15 protein-coding genes are annotated in these 15,358 nt (G+C 70.0%); 8 read left to right on the forward strand and 7 right to left on the reverse strand.

From position 1 onward, the window contains the following. Positions 1 to 28 precede the first annotated feature (28 nt). Positions 29 to 1,588 carry a GMC family oxidoreductase gene (locus ACTWQA_RS11045; RefSeq protein WP_443159147.1) on the reverse strand — a complete coding sequence of 520 codons (1,560 nt, stop codon included), beginning with the start codon at positions 1,586 to 1,588 and terminating at the stop codon, positions 29 to 31. A 125-nt stretch (positions 1,589 to 1,713) separates the two neighbouring features. Here ACTWQA_RS11045 and ACTWQA_RS11050 point away from each other — a divergent pair, with 125 nt between their 5' ends. The 4 genes from ACTWQA_RS11050 to ACTWQA_RS11065 all read left to right on the forward strand — a co-directional run bounded on the left by ACTWQA_RS11050 (position 1,714) and on the right by ACTWQA_RS11065 (position 5,162). Then, positions 1,714 to 3,252, forward strand: coding sequence for a long-chain-fatty-acid--CoA ligase (locus ACTWQA_RS11050; RefSeq protein ID WP_443159148.1), 1,539 nt, complete (start codon positions 1,714 to 1,716; stop codon positions 3,250 to 3,252). A gap of 49 nt (positions 3,253 to 3,301) precedes the next feature. Then, a complete protein-coding gene (locus ACTWQA_RS11055; protein WP_443159149.1) occupies positions 3,302 to 3,958 on the forward strand; it encodes an HAD family hydrolase in 657 nt (218 codons plus the stop codon). A gap of 10 nt (positions 3,959 to 3,968) precedes the next feature. Continuing rightward, positions 3,969 to 4,904: a phosphotransferase gene (locus ACTWQA_RS11060; protein ID WP_443159150.1), complete on the forward strand. Its 936-nt coding sequence runs from the start codon at positions 3,969 to 3,971 to the stop codon at positions 4,902 to 4,904. A 132-nt stretch (positions 4,905 to 5,036) separates the two neighbouring features. Further along, positions 5,037 to 5,162, forward strand: coding sequence for a hypothetical protein (locus tag ACTWQA_RS11065; protein WP_443159151.1), 126 nt, complete (start codon positions 5,037 to 5,039; stop codon positions 5,160 to 5,162). 116 nt (positions 5,163 to 5,278) lie between these two features. Here ACTWQA_RS11065 and ACTWQA_RS11070 read toward each other — a convergent pair whose 3' ends face one another. Continuing rightward, the gene (locus tag ACTWQA_RS11070; RefSeq protein WP_443159152.1) at positions 5,279 to 5,923 is read right to left on the reverse strand and encodes a TetR/AcrR family transcriptional regulator; all 645 of its coding nucleotides are present in this window, start codon (positions 5,921 to 5,923) and stop codon (positions 5,279 to 5,281) included. 103 nt (positions 5,924 to 6,026) lie between these two features. Between ACTWQA_RS11070 and ACTWQA_RS11075 the strand changes: the two genes are divergently transcribed. Both ACTWQA_RS11075 and ACTWQA_RS11080 read left to right on the forward strand, forming a co-directional pair. Beyond that, positions 6,027 to 6,752, forward strand: coding sequence for a zinc-binding dehydrogenase (locus tag ACTWQA_RS11075; RefSeq protein ID WP_443159153.1), 726 nt, complete (start codon positions 6,027 to 6,029; stop codon positions 6,750 to 6,752). Beyond that, positions 6,647 to 6,934, forward strand: a complete 288-nt coding sequence (locus tag ACTWQA_RS11080) for a zinc-binding dehydrogenase (protein ID WP_443159294.1) — start codon at positions 6,647 to 6,649, stop codon at positions 6,932 to 6,934. The genes ACTWQA_RS11075 and ACTWQA_RS11080 overlap by 106 nt, the downstream gene beginning before the upstream one ends. A gap of 45 nt (positions 6,935 to 6,979) precedes the next feature. Here ACTWQA_RS11080 and ACTWQA_RS11085 read toward each other — a convergent pair whose 3' ends face one another. From ACTWQA_RS11085 to ACTWQA_RS11100, 4 genes are all read right to left on the reverse strand, one after another. After that, positions 6,980 to 8,239, reverse strand: coding sequence for a class I SAM-dependent methyltransferase (locus ACTWQA_RS11085; protein ID WP_443159154.1), 1,260 nt, complete (start codon positions 8,237 to 8,239; stop codon positions 6,980 to 6,982). Between the two features lie 4 nt (positions 8,240 to 8,243). Beyond that, the gene (locus tag ACTWQA_RS11090; protein WP_443159295.1) at positions 8,244 to 9,593 is read right to left on the reverse strand and encodes an FAD-binding oxidoreductase; all 1,350 of its coding nucleotides are present in this window, start codon (positions 9,591 to 9,593) and stop codon (positions 8,244 to 8,246) included. A gap of 203 nt (positions 9,594 to 9,796) precedes the next feature. Further along, positions 9,797 to 10,780: an NAD(P)-dependent oxidoreductase gene (locus ACTWQA_RS11095; protein WP_443159155.1), complete on the reverse strand. Its 984-nt coding sequence runs from the start codon at positions 10,778 to 10,780 to the stop codon at positions 9,797 to 9,799. Next, entirely contained in the window at positions 10,777 to 12,303 is a 1,527-nt protein-coding gene (locus ACTWQA_RS11100; RefSeq protein ID WP_443159156.1) for a serine/threonine-protein kinase, read from the reverse strand. The genes ACTWQA_RS11095 and ACTWQA_RS11100 overlap by 4 nt, the downstream gene beginning before the upstream one ends. Before the next feature lie 109 nt (positions 12,304 to 12,412). On the opposite strand from ACTWQA_RS11100, the gene ACTWQA_RS11105 reads away from it, so the two are divergent. Continuing rightward, entirely contained in the window at positions 12,413 to 13,534 is a 1,122-nt protein-coding gene (locus tag ACTWQA_RS11105) for a CaiB/BaiF CoA transferase family protein (RefSeq protein ID WP_443159157.1), read from the forward strand. Here ACTWQA_RS11105 and ACTWQA_RS11110 read toward each other — a convergent pair. Then, complete coding sequence (locus ACTWQA_RS11110; protein WP_443159158.1) at positions 13,461 to 14,735, reverse strand: FAD-dependent monooxygenase; 1,275 nt, start codon at positions 14,733 to 14,735, stop codon at positions 13,461 to 13,463. The two genes, ACTWQA_RS11105 and ACTWQA_RS11110, sit on opposite strands and share 74 nt — an antisense overlap. A gap of 75 nt (positions 14,736 to 14,810) precedes the next feature. Between ACTWQA_RS11110 and ACTWQA_RS11115 the strand changes: the two genes are divergently transcribed. After that, positions 14,811 to 15,335: a TetR/AcrR family transcriptional regulator gene (locus ACTWQA_RS11115; RefSeq protein WP_443159159.1), complete on the forward strand. Its 525-nt coding sequence runs from the start codon at positions 14,811 to 14,813 to the stop codon at positions 15,333 to 15,335. Positions 15,336 to 15,358: the final 23 nt, after the last annotated feature.

Consider the following 15,358-nt stretch of genomic DNA (forward strand, 5'->3'; position numbering starts at 1 on the left):
ACAAGCCTTCTGCAAGTGGTCACTTACGTCAAGAGGAACGGATCAGATCGGCCCCCTTTTCGCCGATCATGATAGCGGGGGCGTGGGTGTGGCCGCGGTTCAGTGTCGGCATGATCGACGCGTCCACGACCCGCAGCCCCTCGATGCCGCGCACCCGCAGGGAGGGGTCCACGACGGAGGCGTCGTCGGCGCCCATGCGGCACGTGCCGACCGGGTGGTAGAGGGTCTCGCCGCGCTCACGCACCCACTGGGCGAGCTCCTCGTCGCTCTCCGGCGCCCAGTACGGGGCCATCGGCCCGCCCACGTACGGTTTCATCGCGGCGGTGGCGTTCATCGCGGCGGTGGCGAACACCTGCTTGGCCGTCTTCAGGCCCGCGACGAGCCGCTTGACGTCCGCCTCCGCGGTCAGGTAGCCGGGGTCGATCGTCACGTCCCCGCCGTTCAGCCCGATCCTGCCGCGGCTCTCCGGCTGCAGCAGCACCACGCCGACGGTGAGCCCGTGGCCGGTCGGCGGGGTGAGGCCGTGGTCGATGAACGGAGCGGGAGCGAAGATCAGCTCGATGTCGGGCGCGGGCTCCTCCTCGGAGGTGCGGATGAACGCGACCGCCTCGCCCACGTTCGTGGTCAGCATGCCGGAGCGCAGCACGAGGTAACGCAGCAGGTTGCCGAGCGACTCCGCCTTGGTGAGCGTGACCGGCTGCTTGCATTCGACGTACACGCCGCTCGCCAGGTGGTCCTGCAGGTTCTTGCCGACCGCGGGCAGGTCGCGCACGACCTCGATCCCGGCGTCGCGCAGCTCGCCGGCCGCGCCCACGCCGGAGCGCATGAGCAGGTGCGGGGAGCCGATCGCCCCCGCCGACAGGATGACCTCAGCCTTTGCCTTGATCTGGGCGCCGCCGTCGTGCTGGATGCCGATCGCGCGCCGGCCGTCGAACAGCACCCGGTCGACCGTCGCCGCGGTGATCACCGTGAGGTTGGGCCGCCCGGCCGCCGACCGCAGGTAGGCGTCGGCGGCGCTCCACCGCCGGCCGCGGTTCTGGGTGACGGGGGTCGGGCTGTAGCCCTCGTTGGAGCGCCCGTTGAGCTCCCCCAGCCGCCCGAAGCCGAGCTCCTCGCACGCCTTGAGGAAGGCCGCGGTGGTGACGTTGGGGCTGCGCAGCTCCGAGATGTACAGCGGGCCGGACGTGCCGTAGACGTTGCCGCCGTTGCTGCCGACGCGGTGCTCGGCCCTGGTGAAGTACGGCAGGACGTCGTCGTACGACCAGCCGGGGACCTGCCACTCGTCGTAGTCGCGCTGGCAGCCGCGCACCCACATCTGGGCGTTGAGCGAGGACGAGCCGCCGATGACCCGGCCACGGGGCCAGTAGAGCTCCCGGCCGGACATCTCGCTCTGCTTGGCCGTCGTGTAGTTCCAGTCGTATTCGGTCTTGAACAACTTGGCGAAGCCCGCGGGCATGCGGATTTCGAGCTTGTCGTCCTGCCCGCCGGCCTCGACCAGTGCGACCGACACGTTCGGATCCGCCGACAGCCGGTTGGCCAGCACGCACCCCGCGGAACCCGCGCCGACGATCACGTAGTCGTACTCCATAACCCCTTGCTTACTCCCGACGGCGGGGCGCGTCCATATCCAGTTGTAACCTCCGTTTACCTACCGGCCGGTATGAGGTGGCTGCTTAGATGGCGCCCAAGCAGGCTTAGAGAGAGGAAGGCGTCATGCTGAATCTGTCGATCGTCCTGGAGGACAGCGCCAGGAACAACCCGGACGGCACGGCCATCGTCTTCGGCGACATGCGGCTGCCGTACTCGATGATCGACACGATCGCCAACCAGGTCGCGAACCTCCTGGTGGCGCGCGGGATCCAGAAGGGCGACAAGGTCGCGCTGGCCTGCCCGAACCTGCCGTACTTCCCGTTCGTCTACTTCGGCATCCTCAAGGCCGGGGCGACGGTGGTGCCGCTGAACGTGCTGTTGCAGTCGCGTGAGATCGCCTACCACCTCGACGACAGCGACGCCAAGGCGTTGTTCTGCTTCGAGGGCACGCCGGAGCTGCCACTGGGCGAGCGCGGCAGGAGCGGCTTCGAGGCGGCGGCGGGATGCGAGCACTTCTTCGTGCTGCCCGCGACGCCGCTCGCGACCGAGTCCGAGTACGGCGAGTCGATCTGGGCGGCACTCGGCGGGACGGCCGGCACGTTCGAGACCGTGCAGACGGCGCCCGACGACACCGCGGTGATCCTCTACACCTCGGGCACCACGGGCCAGCCCAAGGGCGCCGAGCTCAGCCACCAGAACATGCTGATGAACGCCATGGTCAGCGACAAGATGTTCCCGCGGAGCGAGGAGGAGGGCGACACCTATCTGGCGGTTCTGCCGCTGTTCCACTCCTTCGGCCAGACCGTGGTCATGAACACCGGCTTCCTGCGCGGCGCCACCGTCGTGCTGATGCCGCGCTTCGACCCGGGCGACGCGCTCGCGCTCATGGTCAAGGAGAACGTGACCTTCTTCGCCGGGGTGCCCACGATGTACTGGGGCATGCTCACCAAGATCCACGCCGAGGGGGCGGAGGTTCCCCGGTCGCTGCGCGTGGCGGTCGCGGGCGGCGCGTCGTCGCCGGTGGAGGTGCTCAAGGACTTCGAGACGACCTTCGGCATCGGCATCCTGGAGGGGTACGGGCTGTCGGAGACCTCGCCGGTGGCCAGCTTCAACCAGCTCGGCCGGCCGACCAAGCCGGGCACGGTCGGCACCCCGATCTGGGGTGTGGAAATGAAACTGATCGATGGTGACTGGAAGACCGTCGAGGGCGAGGGCCCCGGTGAGATCGCCATCCGCGGGCACAACATCATGAAGGGCTACTACGGCCGTCCGGAGGCGACGGCCGAGGTCATGAACGACGGCTGGTTCCGCACGGGCGACATCGCGACCCGGGATGCGGACGGCTACTACTCCATCATCGACCGGGCCAAGGACATGATCATCCGCGGCGGCTTCAACGTCTACCCCCGAGAGCTCGAAGAGGTCCTGCTGACCCATGAGGCCGTGTCGCTGGCCGCCGTGGTGGGGGTCGCGCACGAGTCCCTCGGCGAGGAGGTCAAGGCGTACGTCATCCGCACGCCGGGCGCCACGATCACCGAAGACGAGCTGATCGCGTGGGCCAGGGAGAACATGGCGGCCTACAAGTATCCGCGGATCATCGAGTTCCGCGACAGCCTGCCGATGACGGCCACGGGCAAGATCCTCAAGCGCGAACTGCGGTAACCGTCCCTGCGGAGGGCGCGGGCCCCGCCCGCGCCCTACACTGGCGATCATGCTCGTCCTTTTCGAGCTGGACAACACGCTGATCGACCGGCTGGCGGCGTTCGAGCGGTGGGCCGCCGAGTTCGCCGGGGAGCGAGGACTGGGCGCGGCTGCGGCGGCGTGGCTGGTGGAGACCGACGCGGACGGGTCAGTGCCCATGGACGTGTTCTTCGCACGGGTGCGGGAGCGGTTCGGGCTGGCCGAGCCGGCGGAGGAGCTGTGGCGTGCGTACCGGGCGCGGCTGCCGCACCTGGTCTCGTGCCCCGACGAGGTGCTCGACGGGCTCGACCGGCTGCGAGCGTCCGGGTGGGCCGTCGGGATCGTGACCAACGGGATGGCCGACAACCAGACGGGCAAGATCCGGCGTACGGGGCTGGCCGAGCGGGTGGACGGGTGGGCGATCTCCGGGGCGGAGGGCGTGCGGAAGCCCGACGTGCGGCTGTTCGAGATCGGGGCCAGGCGGTGCGGGAGATCGCTGGCCGGGGGCGGATGGATGGTCGGGGACGATCCGGAGAAGGACGTCGCCGGCGGGCGGGCCGCGGGGTTGCGGACGATCTGGATCGACCGCGGGGTGGCTCCCTGCGGGGAGCCCGACCACGTGGTGAGCGACGTCCAGGCCGCCCTAGGGCTCTTAATGGAGATGAAGCCGGGCGGCCCGGGCCTATAGCGTGATCGGCATGCGAGATCGGCCGGAAGGACTGGACGAAGGGCTGCTGCGGCCCGCGCTGCGCGAGTGGGGCATCGACGCCGTCGCGCTGGACTACGCGCCGGTGGGGTTCGGGGATTATCACTGGGTGGCGGACCGGCGGTGGTTCGTCACGGTCGCGGACGTGCGGCGCAGGCCGTACGACGGGCTCCAGCAGGCCATGGAGACGGCGGCGGTCCTCAGCGAGCAGGCGGGGCTCGGCTTCGTCGTCGCGCCGGTGCGGGCGGCCGACGGCACGACGCTCCGGAGGCTCGACCGCCACCGTTACGTCATGAGCGTGTTCCCCTACCTGGACGGCGCCGGCGGCGACTTCGGCGACGAGGTGTCCGCCGAGGAGCGCGGCCGGGTCATCGACCTGCTGGCCGAGCTGCACCGGACCCCACCCCCGCTCTCGATCCCGGCCCGGCCGGTCGAGCTGGCGGGACGGGCCTGGCTGGAGGACGCCATCAGGGAGACGGACCACCCGTGGCTGGGCGGCCCGTACGCCGAGCCTGCCCGGGCTCTGATCGCCGATCACGCCGTGACGCTGCGCCGCCGTCTGGAGGAGCTGGACCGGATGGCCGAGAAGGGCGGCGAGCCCGTCGTCACCCATGGCGAGCCGCACCCCGGCAATCTGCTGCGGAAGGCGGACGGGCGGCTGCTGCTCGTGGACTGGGACACGGTGGGGCTGGCGGTCCCTGAGCGCGATCTCTGGCATGTCGCCGAGGATCCTTCCGACCTCGCCCGATATGCCGAGGTCTCGGGGCGCGCTCCTGACCCGGCCGCTCTGGAGCTGTACCGACTGCGGTGGGCGCTCGACGACTTGGCCGAGTTCGTGGCGTGTTTCCGCTCGCCGCACGGCCGCACGCCGGACGCCGAGCAGAGCTGGGCGGGGCTCACCGGGACCCTCGAAGGGCTGGCCGGCTAGCGGCCGAGAACGGCAGGCCGAGCGGGTGCTCGCCCTCCTCGGTGCCGTCTCGTGAGTGGATTCGCCAGGGGAACGCACTGACGGTAATCTCATGGCAACGTTATGCAACCAAGCCAGGCAAGAGGAGGTCGCGTGGGCCGGCACGAGAAGCCCCACACCCCTAAGGACACGCCGGACGAGTCCAAAGAAGGCTCCAGCGCCAAGGAGCACCAGGCGAGCCGCGGCAAACACGCCGCTCCGGCCAAGGACAAGAAGTGATCCCCACCAGGAACACCTAGGCGCGCCGACGCGCCCTTCCGGTCGGTCCGGCCTTTAGGCCCGTCCTGTTTCGGGGCGGCTCCCGCGCCAGACGCGCACGTGGTAGCCGCGCTCGATCAGCGAGCCCGCCGCCTCGGCGGAGGTTCTCCCGTCCCCGCCGAGGTGGCGCCGAGCAGCGCCTTGGCCATCTCCTGGACTGAACGGGTGAAGCGGCGCGGGTCGCCGGGCTGGGTGAGGTGGCGAATCAGGGCGCCGTCGAAGACCGCGAGGATGGCGTGCGCCAGGAAGTCCGCGTCGAGATCGGAGCGTTCGGCGGCGAGCAGCGCACCCACGTGGGCGTGCCAGAAGCGGTAGCTGGGGTCGTCGTACTTGTCCTCGGCGCAGGCCTGCTCGTGGGCGGCCAGCAGAATGGCGTTGCCCTCGGCGATCGCACCCAGCCCCTCGAGGAACGCCAGCAGTCGCTCTCGTGCGGGCGCCCCTGGGCCGAGCGGCGGAGGGCCGGTCGTGATCGCGTCGCGCAGGTCCTGTGACCGTTCCTCTAGCAGGGCCTGCAACAGCCCCGCACGGCTGCCGAAACGGCGGAACACCGTGCCTTTCCCGACCCCGGCCAGGGCGGCGACGCGATCGAGCGACACGTGGTCGCCACCGCCCTCGGCCAGCAGTTGCTCGGTGGCACGGAGAACGGCGTGGCGGTTACGCGCGGCATCGGCGCGCTCGACGCGCCGTCCGCTACGACCGCCTTCGGTCCGGTTTTCGGGCATCGCCATCCTTGTTTCCCGTTGCGGACTATCGGTCCGCATATGATAGCGTGCGGCACTATCCGGACCAACAGTCCGGATATATCCCCTGAACCTGGAGATGGCCATGCGCGCTCTCATCGTCGATCCGGACGCCCCCGGTTCCCTTCGCCTCGGTACGGCCGCCGAGCCGGAGCCCGGGCCTCACCAGCTGGTGGTCGAGGTCCGGCACATCTCACTCAATCGCGGGGAGGTGGCCTTCGCCGGGCAGCTGCCGCCGGGGACCGTGCACGGCTACGACGCCGCCGGGGTCGTCACCCACCCGGCAGCGGACGGCAGCGGACCGGTCCCGGGCACCAGAGTGGCGGCGTTCGGCACCGGAGCCTGGGCGGAGCGGATGGCGGTGGACACTACCGCCGTGGCCGATGTCCCCGCACAGGTCGATCTGGCCGACGCCGCCGCACTCCCGATGGTCGGCGTCACCGCACTGCGTACCCTGCGGTCCCGTTCCATCCTGGGGCGGCGGGTGCTGATCACCGGCGCGGCAGGCGGGGTCGGCCGGTACGCGGTCCAGCTGGCGGCACTCGGCGGCGCCCACGTCATCGCGTCGGTGGGTTCGGTGGCCCGCGCCGAGGGCCTCGCCGAGTTGGGCGCCGACGAAGTGGTGATCGGCCTGGACGGCGTCGACCGGCCGGTCGACCTCATCCTGGTAACGTGGGCGGGCCGCAGCTGGCCGACGCCTGGAAGCTGCTCGCGCCGGGCGGGGGCGTTCAGAACATCGGGTGGGCGTCCGGCGAGCCCGCCGTGTTCGAGCCGTACTCGCTGTTCTCCATCGGCCCGGCCAAGACGATGAGCACCTTCGGCGACGTTCATGAGGTCGGTCCAGACCTGGCGACGCTGCTCGGGTTCGTCGCGGCCGGCAAGCTGTCGCCGGAGGTGGACTGGCGTGGTTCGTGGGAGCGGTTCGCCGAGGCCGGCCAGGCTCTGCTCGACCGGCGGATCGGCGGCAAGGCGGTCCTGGACGTCCTTGCGTAATCTGCAAACCAGCGTGCAGATTACGCAAGGACACTGCCGTCGGACTCAGGGCCAGGTGACGGACGGGCGGAGGGGGACGCCGGAGCGGCCCTGCTCGTCCAGTCTCACGCCCAGGACCTGGTGGAGCTGGACCTTGTTGCGCTCGAAACCGACGATGCAGCCGGCCATGTAGAGCGCCCACACGCGGGCCGTGCCCATGCCGACCTCCTGGACCGCGTCCTCCCAGTTGGCGTCCAGGTTGTCGCACCAGTGCCGCAGGGTCTTCGCGTAGTGCTCCCGGAGGTTCTCCTGGTGGCGGATCTCGAAGCCGAGGTCCTCCATCTCCCTGATGAGGTGGCCCACCGACTCCAGCTCCCCGTCGGGGAAGACATATTTGTTGATGAAGCCGCCCTTGTTGAACGTCTTCTCCTTGCCGGTCGGCCGGGTGATGCAGTGGTTCAGGAGGCGGCCACCGGGCTTGAGCTTGCCGTACAGGAAGGAGAAGTACGCCGGGAGGTTCGCCTTGCCGATGTGCTCGGTGAGGCCGATGGAGCTGACCGCGTCGAACCCGGTCTCCCGGACGTCGCGGTAGTCCATGTGACGCACTTCGGCCAGGTCCTGCAGGCCCGCGTCGGCGATGGCCTGCTGGGCCCACTCCGCCTGCTGCTTGCTCAGCGTCACGCCGAGCACCTTGACGCCGTAGTGCTTGGCGGCGTGCATGACCATGCCGCCCCAGCCGCAGCCCACGTCCAGCAGGCGTATGCCGGGCTCGAGCCCCAGCTTGCGGGCCACCAGGTCGAACTTGGTGTACTGGGCCTCCTCCAGCGTCGCGTCCTCCTCGGGGAAGGCGGCGCAGGTGTAGGCCATCGACGGGCCGAGGACCCACTCGTAGAAGCGGTTGGAGACGTCGTAGTGGTGATGAATGGCCTCGGCGTCGCGTTGCTTGGCATGCCGGGAGCCGAGCTTGGCCAGCGTGCTCTGCCGCATCTCCTGCGGGGGCGGCGGCACGCGCATGAGAAGCGGCTTGACGCCCAGCGAGCGGACAGCGGCGATCTTCTCGGATGTTGTCAGGTCGTTGGTGGTGATGTTCCACATGCGGTCGAGCAATGTGTACATGTCGCCGTGCACGTCGATGTGACCGGCGATGTACGCCCTGGCCAAGCCCAGTTCCCCCGGGGCTTGCGCCAGATAGGCCACCGCGATCGGGGACTTGACCTCAAGGGTGATGTCGGCCCCGTCGGGCCCTGCCTTGCTGCCGTCGTACGCCAGGAACGCGACGTTCGCGTCCGTACCGACGATCTTTTCAAAGATGGTTGCGAGAGCCATCCACTCACCTTCCCCGCACACACTTGTCGTACAGGTCCAGCAGGCGCCCGTTCGGGTCGTATTCCCGCTTGACCGGCCAGTAGGCGTCGCCGTTGTACAGCTGCCAGAACTGCTCACGGGCGTAGAAGGACGTCGAATAGAGCGACTTGTGCCCGTCGAGGTCGTGCACCGCATGTTCGATGAGCCGGTTGTAGTAGCCGTCGAACTGCCCCCGTGGCAGCGGCACCATTCCCCAGAAGCCGAAGTTGACGTAGAGCTTGCCGGGTTCGAGGGGATAGAGCGGCCAGCGGGTGCCTGCTCGCAGCGGGCACATCCACACCGGCGTCATCCCGACCTTGTCGTGGAAGAACTCCAGGAACTCCGCCCCGCGCTCGACCGGAACCTCCACGTCCTGGATGACCGATTCCTGGACCGGCTGGTTGCGCCACCGGTCGACGCGGGCGGTCACGCCGTATTTGCGGTCGAGGGCGACCAGGCGGCGGTAGACGTCGGAGCGCATCCAGCGGCGCGGCATGAGCGAGCGCACCACCGGCTGCTGCACGCCGAAGGCCCGCGAGCACCAGAACCAGTCGGTGTCCCAGCGCCACAGGTAGTCGCGGATGGTCAACCAGTCGCGGCTGCGGTGCCTGATCGACTGGTAGTAGATGCGCATGCCGGTGTAGTCGGAGGCGTAGGGCGCGCGGTCGGCGAAGCGGCCGACCGTGAGGTACATCTCGCCTGGGCCGAAGAAGACCCCGTCCACGAAGTCGATGCTTTCGCCGTCGTGCACCATGGTGTCGCAGATCTCCTGCATGGCCAGCATGCATTTGGCGACGTCGGTGAACTTGACGTGCGTGAGGTGCACGTACGGCTGGACCTTGCGCAGCCTGATCTTGATGCGCAACGCGTAGCCGAGCGTGCCGTAGGAGTTGGGAAAGGCGCGGAAGAGGTCGCTGTGCTCGTTGTCGGGGCGGGCCACGACAACGCGCCCGTCGCCGGTGAGGATCTCGAGCTCCTCGACCGACTCGTGCGGCAGCCCGTCCCTGAAACTCGTGGACTCGATGCCGAGCCCGGTCACGGCGCCGCCGAGCGTGATGGTTTTGAGCTGCGGCACCACGTAGGGCATGAGCCCGTGCGGCAGCGTGGCGTCGACCAGGTGCTCGTACGTGGTCATGCCCTGGACCTCGGCCGTCATGGTCTCGGGGTCGACGCTGATGACCTCGTCGAGATCCCTGGCCGAGAGCTTGGCCGTCTTCGTGGCGTCGCGGAACCTGAACAGGTTGGACGTCGACTTGGCCAGCCGCGGCGCGGCGTCACCCGGGATCTCGGCGTAGGAGTGCCGGATCTGCTCTACTGCCCGTTGGTGTGTCGACATCGTCGTCGTCACGGCCCCTCCTTCGTCGGGGCCGTGACGACGGTCGTGCTACGTTCGATTGTGCGACGCTCGTTACGCTCGTTCACGAAGCACCCCCTTGAGCCGGTAGAGATCGTCCGTAAGACCGTATCTCCCACACGGCACCTCGAACAGACCGGGGTCGTTAAAGACACGAAAACTGTTCATGGTGCCAGGTGAAATGCCTATGTGGTAGACGATTCCGTAAACTTCCTCCGCACGATGGGCGCTACGCCATTGAGCACCGCGTCCACCTCGCGGCCCTCGACGGCGGCGGTCAGGTTGTCGAGGGTGGCGGTCAGCAGCCGCCCGGTGGCCTCGGGGGTGACGCCGGCGACGTGCGGGGACAGCAGGACGTTCGGCAGGTCACGCAGCGGGTCGCCGGCGGGCAGCGGCTCGACGTCGAACACGTCCAGCGCCGCTCCCCCCAGATGCCCCTCACGCAGCGCGGTGACCAGCGCCTGCTGGTTGACGACGCCGCCTCGGGCGGCGTTCACGAGCAGCGCGCCCTGCTTCATGCGGGCCGGGTCGATCAGGTCACGGGTCTGGTCGGACAGCGCGATGACGACCACCACCACGTCGCTGCCGGAGACGAGCGTCTCCAGGTCTTCGAAGGCGGGGTCCTCGCGCGGCGTGCGGGTCCAGAACGTCACGTGACAGCCGAGCGCCCTGAACATCTCGGCGCAGGAGACGCCGATCGGGCCCCACCCGACGATGCCGACGCGGCGGCCGCGCAGCTCATGCGGCTGCAGGCCCTGCTGCGGCCACTCGCCCGCGCGTACGGCGGCGTCGGCCGCGGCGAGCTTGCGCGACAGCGAGAGCGTGGCCGCCAGGCACCATTCCGAGACCGCCACGGCGCTGACGCCGGGCGTGTTGGCCAGCGGCACCCCGGCCGCGGCCAGGGCGCCGAGGTCATGACCGTCCACGCCCACGGACGGCTGCTGCACGAAGGCCAGCCGGGGCGCGGCCGCGACCGCCGCCGCGTCCATGACGAGCGTGCCCGTCCAGTCGCCGAGCACGATCTCCGCCTCCGGCAGCGCCGCGAGGAGCGCGTCCCTGTCGCGGGCCGCGGGCACGCGGACGTGCACGCGCTCGCCCAGCGGGGCGAGCAGGCCCCGCATCAGCTCCTCCGGGAGCGGGGGCAGGGCGAGCAGGTTCCAGGGCCTCATGCCCCCACAGTAAAGCTGCTGATCACCTGTCGCATCAGTCCCCTGTTGCGCGGCCACTGGTTCTCGGCGACCGTCCAGGACACGATGTACGCGGTGTCGCCGATCGCCAGGGCCCGGCGCACCTCCCGGTAGCGGGTGCCGGCGGCGGCCCACCGCGCCCCGCCCGCCGCGCCCGCCGTCCAGGAGAACTCCCACTCCACGCCCTTGACGCCCTGGTGCGTGACGGTGCGGCGGCCGCGGGTCACCACGCGCTCGGCGTTCTGGCGCATCGTGTCCTCCGAGGCGCGCAGGAGCTCGTTGATGTCGAGGTTGGAGTAGACGGCCTCGATGCCGAGATGGGCGTTCCTGTCCCGGCGCGTCCATTCGGTGCCGGCCTCTCGCCGCGCGCCCTTCCAGCCGACCGGCCGCAGGATGGACCAGCCGTCAGGCGACGTCCACGCCCGTACCACCGGCGCCACCCGGGTCACGCTGGGCGTGGGCGAGACAGTCGGCTCCGGCGTGCGGGTGGCGCTCGGCGTGAGCGGGCTGGTCGCCGCGGCGGGCAGAGCGGTCGCGCGCGGCGCGCCTTCGGCGGGGGTGGCGAGCTTGAAGTAGGCGACCGAGCCGCCCGCGATCATGACGACCGCCGCCGCGCCTGCCGCGAGCAGCGCCCGCCCGCGGCCACTCTTCCGCTCGGGCACGTCGCGGTCGGCGGCGGCGGGCTTGGCCGCGACGATGGCCGCGAGCAGCCGGTCGGCCTCCTCGGCGTCCACCCGCTCCTCGGGCTCCTTGCGCAGCAGGCCGCGCAGGATCGGATGCATGATCGGCGGGATGCGCCGGTAGTCGGGCTCCTCGGTGAGCAGCGCGTTGAGCGTCGCCATGGGGTCGCCTCGCTCGAACGGCGAGCGCCCCACCATGCACGCGTACAACGTGGCGCCCAGCGACCACAGGTCGGAGGCCGGTCCTGCCTCGGCGGCGCGGACCCGTTCCGGCGCGAGAAAGCTCGGCGAGCCGGTCACCATGCCGGTCCTGGTCAGCGACGCGTCGCCCTCGACAGTGGCGATGCCGAAGTCGGTGAGGACCGCGCGGCCGTCGTCGGTGATGAGGATGTTGCTGGGCTTGACGTCGCGGTGCAGGATCCCGGCCGCGTGGGCGGCCTTCAGCGCCGACAACACCTGCCGGCCGACGTCGGCCGCCTCGCGCACGGGCAGGGCTCCCGAGCCGAGCACGACCTGCTCGACCGTGGGGTGGCTGAGCAGCTCCATGACGATCCAGGGGCGGCCACCCTCCTCGACGACGTCGTAGACGGCGACGACGGACGGGTGGTTGAGCTTGGCGGCCGTACGGGCCTCGCGGACGGTGCGCATGAGCTGGCGTTCCTGATCGCCGGGCGACAGCCCGTCGGGCAGCACGACTTCCTTGATGGCGACCTGCCGGTTGAGCAGCGTGTCCCGGCCTTCCCAGACCACGCCCATCCCCCCGCGGCCCAGTTCGCGCACTAACTCGTAGCGCCTGGCGATGAGCCGGCTGTCTTCCGAAACCATGTCCGTCCCCTGTAGACCACCACGAACAGTGGGCAAGTTTCCCATACCTGATAGGCCTTCGCCGGGGAGCCGCTTGCCAGAGATCACCGAATGTTGTTCTACTGTCCGTATGTCTGAAGTTCGCCGAGGCCCGCTGGCCGGAGTCCGCGTGCTGGAGCTCGCGGGCCTGGCTCCCGGGCCGTTCGCGGGGATGATGCTGGCCGACCATGGCGCCGAGGTGCTGCGGGTGGATCGGGTCAAGGCGGTCTCCGACCAGCCGCGCAGGGATGTCATGGATCGGGGCAAGCGCACGATCGGGCTGGACTTGAAGGCGGCCGAGGGCGTGGCCGCGTTCAAGGAGCTGGCCAGGCACGCCGACGTGGTGATCGAGGTGTTCCGGCCCGGCGTGGCCGAGCGGCTCGGCATCGGCCCGGCCGACCTGCGCGCGGTGAACGAGCGGCTGATCTACGGCCGGATGACCGGCTGGGGTCAGGATGGGCCGCTGGCCCCGACGGCCGGGCACGACATCGACTACATCGCGATCTCCGGCATCCTGTCGATGCTGGGACGCGAGGGGGACAAGCCCACGCCGCCGATCAACATCCTGGGCGACTTCGCCGGCGGTGGGCTCATGCTGGCGTACGGGGTGCTGCTGGCCCTGTTCGAGCGGGAGCGCACCGGGAAGGGCCGGGTGATCGACGCGGCCATGGTGGACGGGGCGTCGGTGCTGTTCGCGATGTTCTATCAGGGCGTGCAGAGCGGCTTCTGGGGGCCGCGCGGCACGAATCTGCTGGACACGGGAGCCCCGCAGTACGACACGTACGAGACCGCCGACGGACTGCACGTGGCCGTGGGAGCGCTGGAGCCGCAGTTCTGGGACACGATGGTGTCCTTGATGGGCCTGACGGATCTGCCCGACAGGAACGACCGGGCCCAGTGGCCCGCGCTTAAGGCCCGTCTGGCCGCGGAGTTCAAGACCAGGACGCGGGCCGAGTGGGAGGAGCTCTTCGAGGGCTCCGACGCGTGCGTCTCGCCCGTCTTGTCCATGCCGGAGGCCGCCGCCCACCCGCACAACGTCGCGCGCGGCAGCTTCGCCGAGGTCGGCGGCGTCACCATGCCCGTGCCCGCGCCCCGCCTGCTGGGCGCCGCCGACCCCGACCTGTCGCCGGCTACCCGGCTCACCGACCTCTCGGAGTGGGGCTTGTCCCAGGGGGAGGCGGAGAAGCTGCGGGGCCAAGGGGTGCTCGCCTGACCTCGTGCGCGGAGTAGTCCTTCAGCCGGATCGAGTCGTGCAGGCGCACACCCTTGCTGGTGATCTTGGTGGCGGCCCTGGTGAGCGCGGCCGGCAGATGCGTGACCAGCCCCACGGCCGCGCCGAGCGCCCAGAGCTCGAAGCGGCTGCCCGGGACGATGCGCTTGGCCGCGTTGACGGCGAACGTGCGGCTGCGGCGCACGTAGTCGCCGATTTCCGCCTCGTAGGCGGGGAAGGCCCGCGTGTGGTCGCCGCCGTGCGCGGCCAGCTCCCCCGCCAGGATGTACGCCCCCACGACGGCCAGGCTCGTGCTGCCGCCGACGGCGGGCCCCGGGCAGTAGCCGGCGTCGCCCACCAGCGTCACCCGGCCGCGTGACCAGGTGTCCAGGCGAAGCTGGGTGATCGAGTCGAAGTAGAACGCGGGCGTGTCGTCGAGCTCCGCCATGATCCTCGGCACCTCCCAGCCCATTCCGTCGAAGTGCTCCCGCAGAAACCGCTTCTGCGCAGCCACGTCCCGGTGGTGGTAGTCGAGCGGCTCCGGCGTCCTGAACAGGAACACCGCCCGCGCGTCGGCCATGCGCGGCGCGCCCATGCCGGCCATCCTGCCCACCCCCGCGATGGCCTCCATGCGGCCGTCGAGGCCCAGGAAGTTGGGGACCGAGACCACGGCGAGGTAGCCGCCGATCCAGGTGGAGAATGCGGACTCGGGACCGAAGACCAGGCGGCGCACGTTGGAGTGCAGGCCGTCTGCACCGATCACCAGGTCGAAGCGGGCCGCCCGCCCGCTGTCGAAGGTCACCTCGCCGTCGTCGGAGATGGAGGCGATCGAGTCGCCGAAGACGTACTCGACGTCGTCGCGGGTGGCGTCGTAGAAGATCTCGCTCAGGTCGTCGCGCATGATCTCGACGTGCCGGTCGGAGACGGCCGCCATCAGCCGGCGCACCTCCAGGCGGATGGGGCGGTCGTAGCCGACCCTGTGGACCGTCAGGTGCTCGAGGCCGGTCTTCTTGGCCACGACCTGCTCCAGGACGCCCATCCGCTCGACGATGTCCATCGCCGGCCTGAACAGGTCGATCGCGTGCCCGCCCGTCTTACGCAGGGCCGGGGCGCGCTCCACAACGGTGACCGCGAACCCGTACCGGGTGAGCCAGTAGGCGAGAGCCGGCCCTGCGATGCTCGCGCCGGAGATGAGGATTCTCATGCCGATCCCCCTTACTTAACGGAAGGTAAGTCGACGCTAGCATACTTAACGGTAAGTAAGCGATAGTCTTGGGCCATGCCCAGCGATACCAAGTCCCGCATCCTGGAGGTGGCCCGCGAGCTGTTCGTCCAGCAGGGCGTGCAGAACACGAGCCTGCGCCAGATCTCCGAACGGCTGGGCATCACCAAGCCCGCGCTCTACTACCACTTCGCCTCGCGCGAGGATCTGGTGCGCAGCATCGTCCAGCCGATGGTCGAGGACGTGGAGCGGTTCGTGGCCACGCGGGAGCCGGGGGGCGACGCGCGGGAACTGCTCGAGGACTACTTCGAGCTGACCTGGCGGCACCGGGAAGTGATCGTCATGATCGTGCGGGAGATGTCCACGATGGGTTATCTGGACCTGGGCACGCGCATGTTCGAGTGGCGGCGCACGCTGGTCCGCCTGTTGCTCGGGCCGGAGGTCACCCTCGAGCAGCAGATCCGGGCGACTGTGGCGCTCGGCGGGATGTCGGACTGCTCCGCCGAGTATGCGCACCTGCCGATGGAGCAGGTCAAACCGACGGCCGTCGAGGCCGCGGCCGCCGCTCTCGACCTTTCCTAGGTCCGGGCCTCTCCAAGCCCGGA

The organism is Nonomuraea sp. 10N515B (genome assembly GCF_052245915.1).
In the GTDB taxonomy this organism is placed as follows: domain Bacteria; phylum Actinomycetota; class Actinomycetes; order Streptosporangiales; family Streptosporangiaceae; genus Nonomuraea.

Bases quoted from the DNA above. Each gene is read 5' to 3' on its own strand.
- ACTWQA_RS11090 (WP_443159295.1), bottom strand. From the start codon at position 9,593: ATGTCGACACACCAACGGGCAGTAGAGCAGATCCGGCACTCCTACGCC.
- ACTWQA_RS11085 (WP_443159154.1), bottom strand. From the start codon at position 8,239: ATGGCTCTCGCAACCATCTTTGAAAAGATCGTCGGTACGGACGCGAAC.
- ACTWQA_RS11070 (WP_443159152.1), bottom strand. From the start codon at position 5,923: ATGCCCGAAAACCGGACCGAAGGCGGTCGTAGCGGACGGCGCGTCGAG.
- ACTWQA_RS11050 (WP_443159148.1), top strand. From the start codon at position 1,714: ATGCTGAATCTGTCGATCGTCCTGGAGGACAGCGCCAGGAACAACCCG.
- ACTWQA_RS11060 (WP_443159150.1), top strand. From the start codon at position 3,969: ATGCGAGATCGGCCGGAAGGACTGGACGAAGGGCTGCTGCGGCCCGCG.
- ACTWQA_RS11045 (WP_443159147.1), bottom strand. From the start codon at position 1,588: ATGGAGTACGACTACGTGATCGTCGGCGCGGGTTCCGCGGGGTGCGTG.
- ACTWQA_RS11100 (WP_443159156.1), bottom strand. From the start codon at position 12,303: ATGGTTTCGGAAGACAGCCGGCTCATCGCCAGGCGCTACGAGTTAGTG.
- ACTWQA_RS11115 (WP_443159159.1), top strand. From the start codon at position 14,811: ATGCCCAGCGATACCAAGTCCCGCATCCTGGAGGTGGCCCGCGAGCTG.
- ACTWQA_RS11075 (WP_443159153.1), top strand. From the start codon at position 6,027: ATGCGCGCTCTCATCGTCGATCCGGACGCCCCCGGTTCCCTTCGCCTC.
- ACTWQA_RS11095 (WP_443159155.1), bottom strand. From the start codon at position 10,780: ATGAGGCCCTGGAACCTGCTCGCCCTGCCCCCGCTCCCGGAGGAGCTG.
- ACTWQA_RS11110 (WP_443159158.1), bottom strand. From the start codon at position 14,735: ATGAGAATCCTCATCTCCGGCGCGAGCATCGCAGGGCCGGCTCTCGCC.
- ACTWQA_RS11055 (WP_443159149.1), top strand. From the start codon at position 3,302: ATGCTCGTCCTTTTCGAGCTGGACAACACGCTGATCGACCGGCTGGCG.
- ACTWQA_RS11105 (WP_443159157.1), top strand. From the start codon at position 12,413: ATGTCTGAAGTTCGCCGAGGCCCGCTGGCCGGAGTCCGCGTGCTGGAG.